11 protein-coding genes are annotated in these 11,463 nt (G+C 60.9%); 4 read left to right on the top strand and 7 right to left on the bottom strand.

Annotated elements, in window-relative coordinates; translation table 11 throughout:
- Positions 1–2: 2 nt before the first annotated feature.
- Complete coding sequence (locus GOB82_RS00960; RefSeq protein WP_166118523.1) at positions 3–821, bottom strand: class I SAM-dependent methyltransferase; 819 nt, start codon at positions 819–821, stop codon at positions 3–5.
- 204 nt (positions 822–1,025) lie between these two features.
- Between GOB82_RS00960 and gloB the strand changes: the two genes are divergently transcribed.
- Positions 1,026–1,751 carry a hydroxyacylglutathione hydrolase gene (gloB, locus tag GOB82_RS00955; RefSeq protein WP_166118521.1) on the top strand — a complete coding sequence of 242 codons (726 nt, stop codon included), beginning with the start codon at positions 1,026–1,028 and terminating at the stop codon, positions 1,749–1,751.
- A 21-nt stretch (positions 1,752–1,772) separates the two neighbouring features.
- Here gloB and GOB82_RS00950 read toward each other — a convergent pair whose 3' ends face one another.
- The gene (locus GOB82_RS00950; protein WP_166118519.1) at positions 1,773–2,894 is read right to left on the bottom strand and encodes a DUF2125 domain-containing protein; all 1,122 of its coding nucleotides are present in this window, start codon (positions 2,892–2,894) and stop codon (positions 1,773–1,775) included.
- Here GOB82_RS00950 and GOB82_RS13255 point away from each other — a divergent pair.
- Positions 2,871–3,209: a hypothetical protein gene (locus GOB82_RS13255; protein WP_194300298.1), complete on the top strand. Its 339-nt coding sequence runs from the start codon at positions 2,871–2,873 to the stop codon at positions 3,207–3,209. The two genes, GOB82_RS00950 and GOB82_RS13255, sit on opposite strands and share 24 nt — an antisense overlap.
- Here GOB82_RS13255 and GOB82_RS00940 read toward each other — a convergent pair.
- Together GOB82_RS00940 and GOB82_RS00935 are read right to left on the bottom strand one after the other, a co-directional pair.
- Entirely contained in the window at positions 3,206–3,895 is a 690-nt protein-coding gene (locus GOB82_RS00940) for a class I SAM-dependent methyltransferase (RefSeq protein WP_166118517.1), read from the bottom strand. The two genes, GOB82_RS13255 and GOB82_RS00940, sit on opposite strands and share 4 nt — an antisense overlap.
- Before the next feature lie 407 nt (positions 3,896–4,302).
- Positions 4,303–5,055, bottom strand: coding sequence for a lysophospholipid acyltransferase family protein (locus GOB82_RS00935; RefSeq protein WP_166118516.1), 753 nt, complete (start codon positions 5,053–5,055; stop codon positions 4,303–4,305).
- Between the two features lie 174 nt (positions 5,056–5,229).
- Here GOB82_RS00935 and ahcY point away from each other — a divergent pair, with 174 nt between their 5' ends.
- Together ahcY and GOB82_RS00925 are read left to right on the top strand one after the other, a co-directional pair.
- Positions 5,230–6,519, top strand: a complete 1,290-nt coding sequence (ahcY, locus tag GOB82_RS00930; protein ID WP_166118514.1) for an adenosylhomocysteinase — start codon at positions 5,230–5,232, stop codon at positions 6,517–6,519.
- Between the two features lie 246 nt (positions 6,520–6,765).
- Positions 6,766–7,155, top strand: coding sequence for a DUF3597 domain-containing protein (locus GOB82_RS00925; protein ID WP_166118512.1), 390 nt, complete (start codon positions 6,766–6,768; stop codon positions 7,153–7,155).
- Between the two features lie 91 nt (positions 7,156–7,246).
- Here GOB82_RS00925 and GOB82_RS00920 read toward each other — a convergent pair whose 3' ends face one another.
- The 3 genes from GOB82_RS00920 to odhB all read right to left on the bottom strand — a co-directional run bounded on the left by GOB82_RS00920 (position 7,247) and on the right by odhB (position 11,369).
- Entirely contained in the window at positions 7,247–8,248 is a 1,002-nt protein-coding gene (locus GOB82_RS00920) for a L,D-transpeptidase (RefSeq protein WP_166118510.1), read from the bottom strand.
- Between the two features lie 65 nt (positions 8,249–8,313).
- The gene (gene lpdA / locus GOB82_RS00915; RefSeq protein WP_166118508.1) at positions 8,314–10,041 is read right to left on the bottom strand and encodes a dihydrolipoyl dehydrogenase; all 1,728 of its coding nucleotides are present in this window, start codon (positions 10,039–10,041) and stop codon (positions 8,314–8,316) included.
- A gap of 80 nt (positions 10,042–10,121) precedes the next feature.
- On the bottom strand, positions 10,122–11,369 hold the full coding sequence (gene odhB, locus GOB82_RS00910; RefSeq protein WP_166118506.1) for a 2-oxoglutarate dehydrogenase complex dihydrolipoyllysine-residue succinyltransferase: 1,248 nt from the start codon (positions 11,367–11,369) through the stop codon (positions 10,122–10,124).
- Positions 11,370–11,463 lie beyond the last annotated feature (94 nt).

Below are 11,463 nucleotides of genomic sequence, written 5' to 3'. Positions count from 1 at the left end.
CCTTAGGCCTCCGGTATTCGGGCTGCCTGCTCTTCCGGCATGGAGCGGCGCTGCGGCTCCCCCTGTTTCTGTGTAGCGGCCCCCTGTGCGGGCAACAGCAGCTTTCTGTACCAGCTCTGTGAAGACCGGAGCGGCAGCGGTATTGCGGAAAACACATCCTTCACCGCTTCCACCAGCATCAAGCTCCCCAGCCCCGGCAGGAGCACCTTTCCGGCAATATCCAGCCGCCGCCCCCGCCGCATGCTGGCGCAGGCGTGCCGGGCCGGGAGAAACAGCGCTTCATCCCGCCGTTCAGGCAGCAGCATGGCGTGCCCCAGCATGGTCCGTAATGCCGTGCGGGAACACGCAACATCCTGCGCGAAAGGCGTTCCCCTCTGGCGCAGCCTGCCCGCCAACGCGTTGGGCAGAATCAGCAGAAGCCGCCCGTCATCCTTCAGCACCCGGCCAGCCGCCCGCAGCAGCGGCACCATCTGCGCCGCATCCGTGCAGGCATGCACCAGAACAACGCGGTCGAACATTTCATCCTCAAAAGGCAGAGCATACTGGTCCACAACACACTCACGCACAGGGCCAATGCTCTGGTGCAGGGCATGCCCTGCGGCACGCCCCATCCCGTGTTCCGGGGTTCGGGCGGAAATACACAAGGCACCCCGCCCCTGCCACGCGCCCAGATACGGCCCGGCATAGCCCAGCCCCAGCACGCGCTGGCCACGCAGGTCTGGCCAGAACCACTGAAGGCGTTCACGCAGCAGCGCCGCGCAGGTCTGGCCAGCGTGGGTCTGATAAAACGCGTCCGCTGAGGGAGGAATAGCCTTATGCATTCTTCAGGCGTATCATGAGTAGCCGTGCCTGCGCCATCACCGTGCATCCCGTGCGCGCACCGGCTTAAGCCCTGCCTTCTCCCGCCACGGGGGCCTGCCGCGCTCTGTGGCTGCGCAATCCGGCAGCAGTGTTCAGCGGCAGGAGCCCGGTGCTTGTTTCCGGCAGAGGCTTTCAGCCGCAGTTTTTTCAGGAGAACCGACACCATGCCTCTTCAGACCCGCGCCATTCCGGTTCTATCGGATAACTACAGTTGGTTCCTGCGGGACACGGAAACCGGCTGCACCGCGATTGTAGACCCCGGAGAGGCCGCCCCCATCCAATCTGTTCTGGATGCGGAAGGCGGTCGGCTGGACCTGATCCTGCTCACGCACCACCATGCGGACCACATTGGCGGCACAGAAGCCCTGCGTGCCCGCTACAAGGCCCGTGTTGCCGGCCCGGCCTCCGAACAGGCGCGCATGCCTGCTCTGGATATCGCCCTACATGACGGAGACCACCTCTCCCTTGGTCAGTCCGAAGGCCGGGTGATTGCCGTGCCGGGCCATACACGCGGCCATATCAGCTATTATTTTGCAAACCCGCCCACGCTGTTCTGTGGGGATACCCTGTTCAGTCTGGGCTGCGGCCGCCTGTTTGAGGGCACGGCAGAGCAGCTTTTTGAAAGCCTGAAACGCTTTGCGGATCTGCCGGATGACACGCTGGTATGCTGCGGCCATGAATATACGGAAGGCAACAGCGCCTTTGCCCTGCATGCTGAACCGAACAATGCCGCCCTGAAAGTCCGCGTTGCCGAGGTCAAACGTCTGCGCGCGGAGGGGCGCGCCACCGTGCCCTCCACACTGGGGGAAGAGCGCGCCACCAATCCGTTTCTGCGCGCTGCGGATGTCCCGACCCTCGCCAGATTACGGCGCGAGAAGGATACGTTTTAACCCACACGCTTCTTTAACGGCTTAGTGCGCGCCTACATCCGGCAACGGAAGGGCCGCCCGCGGCGTACCGGAGAGCGCCTGCCCCTGTGCCGCAACACCGTGCAGTGTTGCCAACAGGGAGAGGATGGGCACTCCGCCCAACTGCGCGGCACCCTGCCGCACCTGCACGGGCACGCTCAGCGGAGCATCCATACCGCCGGTACGCTGTTCAAGCTGATCCGTCAGTTTTGCCAGCAGTTCCGTCTGGGCTGGCGTCAGGGTTTTATCCTGCTGCAATCGGGCCAGAAACGCCCGCCAGTCGTTCAGAGTGAGCCATGTTTCCCCTAGTGCCGCGCTGCCGGGTGCCTTCACCAGCCGCCCGGACCATGAAAAACCCAGCCCTCGCCAGCGCCCGGCAAGATGCTGCACCAGAATTTCCGCATACTCCGCAGGTGCTGCCGGGTGCCCCTCAGCCTCCCCGCCAGATATCCCGGCAAGACCCTGACCGTGCCCCTGACTGTCCCCCGCCTCCTGATTCTGACCATCATCCTGAGCATGAGTCCGGGGCTCATTCTGAACAGGGTTTTGGGTCTCCTCACGCCGCCCGCTTTCTGCCTGCGGCCACAGGGCGGAAAGCCGGGCCATCGGGCCGGGCAATGAAACAGCTCCCCGCACCGCCTCCACACGCTCCGCCCACGGGGCGACCACGGCAGCACCAGCGGTAAAGGAAAGACCCACGGCGCTGGCCTGTGCATCCGCCTGCCTGTTCCACACCAATGTGCCCGCCACATCCCGAAGCGTGACCGGATGCGCCTGCGCCGCGCCCTCCAGCGGAACCAGCCGCAGAAACGCCGAATGGAACGCAAGCCTGCCCGCCTGCACCCTTCGCAGCGGCAGAGCCAGCACGCTGGCGGCCCCTTCTGTTCTGAGCACCAGACGCCCCGCGCCCTTGATGCCTCCACCGGAGAGAGCCAGCCCTTGCGGGCCTTCCAGCCTCGCCAGCATTGTCAGCGGGTGCCAGAGCGCCAGTTCCAGCGTGACATGCGGCACGCCGTAAGAAAAACCCACAGGCCCCGCGGACACTCCGCACACCACCTGCACCCCCTCCAGCACTACCTGTGCCCGGAATGGCCAGCCTCCATGCTCCTTATGCTGAAAAGCCACCCGGCACCGGTCAGCCAGCCTCTGCCCGCTATTGGCGCTGGTATTGGTATTGGCCTCGACACTGGCAGTGGCAGTGGCAGTGGCAGTGGCAGTGGCAGTGGCAGTGGCAGTGGCAGCAGAATAAGCGGCGGCCGCCAGTCTGCCTTCCAGAAAATGCACCCCGGCCCACCAGAAAGCACTCGTCAGAGCCAACCCACCCACGGAAGCACAGAGTGCGACACGGATAGCCCGCTTCAAAGCCGCACACACTCAGGCCGCGCGCTCCCGCAACGCGCGGCGGATTTCTCGCACCCGGAGTGGCGGGAGATCACCTAGAACCGCCCCAGACCGTTATACCCCAGCTTCTGCACAAGCCTTTGCAGAATACGGCGCGGGCGCGTGGCGGGGTGTTTGCGCAAAACGATGTCGCAATACATGTATTCCTGAAGGGTAAAAATGACCATTTCCCAACCATAACGCAGCATGAACTCATGCGCGGCCTGAATCACACCATACGGGCCGCCGCCATCTGCCATGATATAATCATTCAGCACCAGCAAGCCTGTATGCGGCTTCAGCTTGCGCTCGCACAGCTCCAGATCACGCACCACGGCCTGATAATTATGGTCGGCGTCCAGATAAATGACATCCACCCCGCGCTCGGGAAGCTGCTCGAGCATCACGCCGCTATCCCCTGCCAGCACCCGCATCCGGCCTTCCGCAATCTCACTGGCAAAGCGGGATTCATAAAAATCCTGATGTGTTTTACCCGCAAACATTTCAGTAGAGGGACGCCCCCAGACCTCCGGCAACTCATGCACGGTGAACATATCCAGCGCGTAAAATACCCGTGGTTTGCAAACCGTCAGGATTTTCCGGGAGAAATCCCCCGTCATGACGCCCACCTCCGCAATCACGGCGTTTTTGGGCAACAGCGGCAAAATGTCATCCCGATCTGGTAAAATGCGGGCATTGCGCAGTAAAAACGGCGGCAGCCGGACGGCGGGCATCATCTGGGGCATGAAAAACTCTATCTGAGCGAACAGGCCCCCACGCTTACCAAAATTTCATCTCCTCTCAAACACCCCGGACAGGCCCCCGCTTCTGCGCTCGCAAACGCCTGTTTCATACGGGTTTTTCCGCGCTCCCGTTTTTTGTCCACATTCCGCACACCCCTGCGCAGAACGCCTGCTCCAAAGCAGCGACTGAGAAAATGACAGTTTTACGATGGATCTTCATAAAAGTTTAAAATTGAAAAAATCGTTTTCTTGAAAAGATTTTATTAATTTTCAATCAAAATCAGGAAGACAACCTCACCAGTATTCGCCAGCGCATTTACTGGAACTGAGCAGAAAAACTCTGCATTTACAGCGCTGAGCAGAAAAGTCTGATCTGTGCATCCACAAAGTTATCCACAGGATAATCCGGGTTATCCCCCGTGCGGGGCCTCCTGCGCCTGCGCCGTGATACCCGGTGTGGCAAAGTCCTGCTCAAGTACACGCCAGCTCTTTTCAATCTCACCCAGCAGAAGCTTCCGGTTTGCAGGCGCAACAGGAGCCCCGATGGCCACGTACAGCACACCCGGCCGCTTTAAAAACGCGTTCCGCCCCCAGAACAGGCCGGAATTGGTCGCCACCGGCACAACCGGCAGCCCCGCATGGGCCGCCATGGCGGCAATACCGGGCTTGAGCGGCACCTGCGCGCCGGGGGCTGTGCGCGTGCCTTCGGGGAAGATGACAATCTGCTTCCCGGCCGCCACCGCCTTTTCCGTCTCCCGCAGCAGCACACGCATGGCCTTGGCCCCGGCGGCGCGTTCAATCGGCATCATGCCTGCCAGAATCAGCATTGGCCCCAGCAGCGGGATGCGGCGCAGCTCGCCCTTCATCACGTAAGAGGGACGCGGCAGCAGCAGCATCCAGATCAACGTATCAAACGCCGACTGGTGCTGGGAGGCTATCAGCATCGGCCCCTGCCCTGCGGCGGCCAGATTCTCCTGCCCGGTAATGCGCACCTCCACCCCGCAAATCCTGCGGAACAGCAGCAGAACCAGACGCGCCCAGAGCCGGGCATAGGGAAGTGCATACCGCTTTGCGAACCAGCGGATGGGAAAGGCGCCCACGCCCATCAGCAGGGTCAGCACAAAAGCCAGAACATTGAAAAGAACGGACCGGAGCAAAGCCATAACCACGCCAGACAGATGCTGTTCAGAGGAATAATCTGCCTTGTGGAGACCAGAAAACCGCCTCTCTGGCAAGCAGTCCCGCAGGTTTGCATCGCAAGGATGCGGGTTACGGCTGGCCTGCCCGCCTCCCAGCCTGTATAGAAACGCTCGATTTTGACATGAGGCAGGACAATCATGACCGACTATAAGGTTAAAGACCTCTCGCTCGCGGATTGGGGCCGCAAGGAAATTTCCATCGCGGAAGGCGAAATGCCGGGCCTGATGGCGCTCCGTGAGGAATACGGCGCCAGCCAGCCGCTGAAGGGCGCGCGCATTGCAGGCTGCCTGCACATGACCATCCAGACCGCGGTGCTGATTGAAACGCTCACGGCTCTGGGTGCAACCGTGCGCTGGTCTTCCTGCAACATCTTCTCCACACAGGATCAGGCCGCAGCGGCTGTTGCCGCCGCCGGCGTTCCCGTGTTCGCCTGGAAAGGCCTGACGGAAGACGAATTCAACTGGTGCATCGAGCAGACCATTCAGGGCCCCGATGGCTGGACCCCGAACATGATTCTGGATGATGGGGGTGACCTCACCATCATGATGCATGACAAGTATCCGGAACTGCTGGCCAACGTGAAAGGCCTGTCTGAAGAAACCACAACCGGTGTGCACCGCCTGTGGGAAATGCAGAAAAAAGGCACGCTGAAGGTTCCGGCCATCAACGTGAATGACAGCGTCACCAAATCCAAGTTCGACAACCTGTACGGCTGCCGCGAAAGCCTGGTGGATGCCATCCGCCGTGGCACAGACGTGATGATGGCTGGCAAGATTGCCGTTGTGGCGGGTTATGGTGACGTGGGCAAAGGCTCCGCCGCCTCCCTGCGCAACGCAGGCTGCCGCGTGCTGGTGACGGAAGTTGACCCGATCTGCGCTCTTCAGGCCGCCATGGAAGGCTATGAAGTAGTGACCATGGAAGCCGCCGCCCCCCGTGGCGATATTTTCGTGACCGCAACCGGCAACGTGGATGTCATCACGCTTGAGCACATGCGCGCCATGAAGCACCGCGCCATTGTGTGCAACATCGGGCACTTCGATTCTGAAATCCAGATCAACGCCCTGCGCAACTTCACATGGGACAACATCAAGCCGCAGGTGGATGAAGTTGTGTTCCCTGATGGCAAGCGCCTGATCATCCTCTCCGAAGGCCGTCTGGTGAACCTTGGCAACGCCACGGGCCACCCCTCCTTCGTGATGTCCGCCTCCTTCACCAACCAGACGCTGGCCCAGATCGAACTCTGGACAGCACCGGCAGGCAAGTACGAACCCAAGGTCTACACCCTGCCCAAAAAGCTGGATGAGAAAGTAGCCTTCCTGCACCTGGCCAAGGTTGGCGCACAGCTCAGCACCCTGAGCCAGACGCAGGCTGACTACATTGACGTGCCGGTCAACGGCCCGTTCAAGCACGAAGAATACCGCTACTAAAACTACCCCGGGCAGACCGGCGGCCCTGCCTTCCCGGCGGGCCGCCGCGTCTTTCCTCCGCATCCCCTGCTCTGCCTGTCTGGCAGGCAGGGGCTGCCTCTCCCTCATGCAAATCGTTCAATCCGAAGCGCAGCTTCCTTTGCAACCACGCCTATTGGTGTATGGTCTGCAAGGACATGCGTCAGCACGCGGCACCGTTCTCCGGGCTGGGGCTGAGTTCTGTCTGTTACGAAAGGACTTTTCAGAATGAGCATTTTCGGCACAATCCTCTCCTCCATTTTCCACCACGCGAGCGCTGCCACACCGTCTGCTGCTCCCGCTGATGCATCTGCCGCTCCGGCAGCCGCATCCTCTGCTTCTGCTGCAGCAGCCGCCCCGGCTGCTCCGGTGGACATTGATGCCGTTCTGACAGGCCTGGCCGCACAGAACGGGCAGAACCTCAACTGGAAAGAATCCATTGTGGACCTGCTGAAGCTTCTGGGCCTGGACAGCTCTCTGGATGCCCGCAAGAAGCTGGCCGCTGAACTGGGCTACACGGGCGATACGGAAGATTCCGCCACCATGAACGTCTGGCTGATCAAGGAAGTGCGCCAGAAACTGGCTGCAAATGGCGGCAAGGTGCCTGCCGACCTGTAAGGGCCACGCCCTGCATTTCTGCAGACCTGCGGAAACAGAAAAGGCGTGCGAGGGAAACCCCGCACGCTTTTTTTAAACCCTCACCACGCCTTCAGCTATGCGTTTGCGCGGTGCGGCGTGTTGTTGTCTTGTTTTCAGTAATCGTGACATGCGCGAGGTCAGGCCTGTTCGCACTGTCCACCACCACCACGGCAGACCCCGCCAGCCGGGACGCCACCCGGTCCGGCCGCAGCAACGCACGGAAGCGGTCATCAATCACCGCCATCTGCTCATATTCCGCGTCAATCAGCCCATGCTTATCAATAAAGACATTCAGGGAAGAGGGAATACGGATACAACCTTCAGAGGCCACATGGCCCAGACGGCTTTCCAGATAGACAGGGTCCGTTGCGTGCATTTCCAGCCGGATCTGCCCTTTTTCACGCGATGGCAGCCAGCCTTTTTCCGCCCACTGCCAGCCAAAATCCCACACCCGCATGCCCTTGGTGCCGTTACCCATAATGCCATTCTCGTTCTTGGTGCCCAAAGCACGGTAGCCAAGAATATCGGCTGTATTGGTAAACACACCGGTGGGGGTGATGTAATAGAACTTCCGCCCTGTGGTGCCGGTGGACACTTTCGTGCTGCCAATCACCTGCCAGTCTGACCGGCCGGGAAGCGCCAGCATCAGGCACATGCGCTGTACGGCGGGATTACGGTCCACCACCAGCAGAACCTGTGGCCGGTCCAGCCGGAAAGAGGCTTGGTGGATCTGTTCCTGCGCCAGCGTGATCCATGCGGCTTTCTGTGTGGCTGAGACTTTCAGCGCCACCGGCACCTCATGCCGGAAGGCACTGTTCAGGCGGGTGGCCTCGGCCCGGGCTTCCGCTTCATTCAGCACCGGAAGGTCCGGCAGGGGCGGCGCTTCTTTCAGCACCGGCTCCGCCGGAGACAGTGCGGGAGAAGGAGCACCCTCCTGATCAGCCTGCGCGGGCTGGCCCCCTTCCTGCCCGGCACGGGGCGAAGGAGGGACACCCGCGGCCTGAGCCAGGCCCGGCACAAGAAACAAGCTGCCGGCGATAAAAAGAAGTGTCGGACACCTTGCCCCTGACATACCAAGTCTCTCCTGCCCAATTCGCAGAAAAGATTATGGCATTCCTTTCCGCAGGAGGGAAATCGTCAAATATTGATCGAGCGTTTATCAGCCCCCAGAGCGGCTTCCTTTACCGCTTCACTGAGTGTGGGGTGGGCATGGCACACCCGACCGATATCCTCGGCGGAGGCCCCGAACTCAATCGCCATGGTGGCTTCGGCAATCAGCTCACCCGCACACGGGCCGATGATATGCACGCCCAGAACACGGTCAGTTTTCTCGCAAGCCAGAACCTTCACGAATCCGTCCGTCATGCCCAGCGCCCGCGCACGGCCATTGGCCATGAAGGGGAACTTGCCCGTTTTATAAGCCGTTCCCTTTTCCTTGAGCTGCTCTTCCGTAAAGCCGACGGAGGCTACTTCCGGCCATGTGTAGATCACACCCGGAATGGCGTCATAATTCACATGCCCGGCCTGGCCTGCCAGAATTTCGGCCAGAGCCACGCCTTCTTCTTCAGCCTTGTGCGCCAGCATCGGTCCGGCAATCACATCCCCAATGGCGTAAATGCCCGGAACGTTGGTGGCAAAATGGGCGTCTGTCACCACGCGGCCGCGCTTGTCCAGCTCAATCCCGGCTTCCTCCAGCCCCATACCCTTGCTGGCAGCGGTGCGGCCCACGGCCAGCAGAACAATGTCGGCCTCCAGCGTTTCCGCGGCACCACCGGCGGCCGGTTCAACTGTCAGCACCACGCCTTTTTTGGTTTTCTCGGCTTTGGTCACCTTATGGCCCAGCTTCAGCTTGAAGCCCTGCTTGACCAGCAGCTTCTGGAACTGGGTGGCAACTTCATTATCCGTGCCCGGCACCAGACGGTTGAGATATTCAATCACCGTCACGTCCGCGCCAAGGCGCTGCCAGACGCTCCCCAGCTCAAGGCCGATCACACCGCCGCCAATCACCACAAGGCGCTTCGGCACTTCGGAGAGTTCCAGTGCGCCTGTTGAGGTGACAATGGTTTTTTCATCCACCTCAATGCCCGGCAGGCCCGCGCTGTCACTCCCGCTGGCAATAATGATGTGCTTTGCCGTAACCGGCTTGCCATCCACCGTAATCCGGCCAGTGCCTTCCACCTTGCCGTGGCCTTTCAGCCAGGTGATGCCGTTTTTCTTGAAGAGATATTCGACACCCTTCACGTTCGCGCCAACAATATCCGCCTTGCGGGCCTGCATCCGGGCAAGGTCAAGCTTCACGCTCTCAATCACGACCCCATGATCCGCAAAATCATGGCTTGCGGCATGATAGTTTTCAGAAGACTGAAGCAGCGCCTTGGAAGGAATGCAGCCCACATTCAGGCAGGTGCCCCCCAGTGTGGCGCGTTTTTCCACACAGGCCACCTTGAACCCAAGCTGTGCCGCCCGGATGGCGCACACATACCCGCCGGGGCCAGCGCCAATCACCACCACATCATAATCCGTCTGGGCGGGCACCTGTGCAGCAGCGGGGGCTGCGGCTTTTGCTGCGGGGGCAGGTTTTTCCGCCTTTGCCGCACCGGAAGCCGGAGCCGGGGCAGCACCAGCCGCACCCTTTTCCAGCGTGGCCAGCACAGCGCCCACGCTCACTTCATCCCCTTCCGCAACCGCATGGCCTGCCAGCCGACCATCCGCCGGAGCGGGCACTTCCACGCTCACCTTGTCCGTTTCCAGCTCTACAACCGGTTCATCCGCCTTCACGGCGTCTCCCGGCTGCTTGAGCCACTTCCCTACGGTGGCGGTGGTAACACTTTCTCCAAGGGACGGAACCTTGATTTCAATCGGCATGGCTTTGCTCTCGCTCGCGGTCAGGGGTACGTAAAACACAAAGGCTGGCGGGAGTTTCCTCCTGCCAGCCCTGAACAGTCTCAGACGTCAATAAGAAGACGGCGCGGGTCTTCCACATGCTGCTTGATGCGAACAAGGAAGCTGACCGCCTCTTTCCCGTCCACAATGCGATGATCATAGGACAGTGCGATATACATCATCGGGCGGATCACCACCTGCCCGTTCACGGCCACAGGGCGTTCCTGAATGGAGTGCATGCCCAGAATACCGGACTGCGGGGCGTTCAGGATCGGGGTGGACAGCAGGGAGCCGTAAATCCCGCCATTGGTGATGGAGAAGGTACCACCGGCCAGATCATCAATTTTCAGCGTGCCTTCACGCGCGGCTTTCCCGAAACCGGCAATGGTTTTTTCAATCTGGGCATAGCTCAGCGTATCGGCATTCTTGATAACCGGCACCACCAGCCCGTTCGGGCCACCCACGGCAATCCCGAGATTGATGAAGTCGCGATAAATCACGTCATCCCCATCAATTTCGGCGTTAATGGCCGGAAATTCCTTCAGCGCGGCAATCACGGCGCGGGAGAAGATGGACATAAAGCCCAGCTTCACACCATGCTTTTTCACAAATGCGTCCTGATACTCCGCACGCATGGCCATGGCTTCGGAAAGATCAACCTCGTTAAAGGTTGTGAGAATAGCTGCGGTGTTCTGCGCATCTTTCAAGCGGCGGGCAATGGTCCGGCGCAGGCGCGTCATCTTCACGCGTTCTTCACGCGGGTCATCATTCCGGGCGGGTTTCGGCGCGGCGGGGGCCTGAGCCACCGGCGGCTGAGCCAGAAAGCCCAGAACATCCCCTTTGGTCAGACGACCATCCTTGCCGGTGCCCGCACCAAGCTGCTCGGCACTCAGGCCATGTTCGGCCATGATCTTGCGCGCGGCGGGCAGGGCTGCTGCGGCATCCACCGCCGGGGCGGAAGCCGGTGCCGCCTTGGGGGCCGGGGCAGCAGGAGCTGCCGGTGCAGCGGCTGCGGGAGCAGTCTTCTGCTCGGCCGGAGCGGCTTTGGCCGCAGACTTTGCAGCCCCGGCGCCGCCGGGTTCCAGCGTGGTCAGCAGAGCGCCAACCTCCACTTCATCACCCTCTTTCGCCACTGCCGCACCCAGCACACCAGCCTGAGGGGCGGAGACTTCCACGCTCACCTTGTCGGTTTCAAGCTCAACAACCGGTTCGTCCGCAGCAACGGTATCCCCTGCTTTTTTCAGCCATTTTGCAACTGTGGCTGTTGTGACGCTCTCACCCAGTGTCGGCACCTTGATTTCGACTGACATCCTATGTCCCCATTTCCTTCAAACGCTACCGGCAGAGCCCTCATGGTTTTCAAATCTGCCGGCTGGTCATGCCTGCCTCACCGGGCAGGCGGTC

The organism is Acetobacter farinalis, from assembly GCF_011516935.1.
Lineage (GTDB): Bacteria > Pseudomonadota > Alphaproteobacteria > Acetobacterales > Acetobacteraceae > Acetobacter > Acetobacter farinalis.
This window is presented reverse-complemented; position numbering and strand designations above follow the sequence as displayed.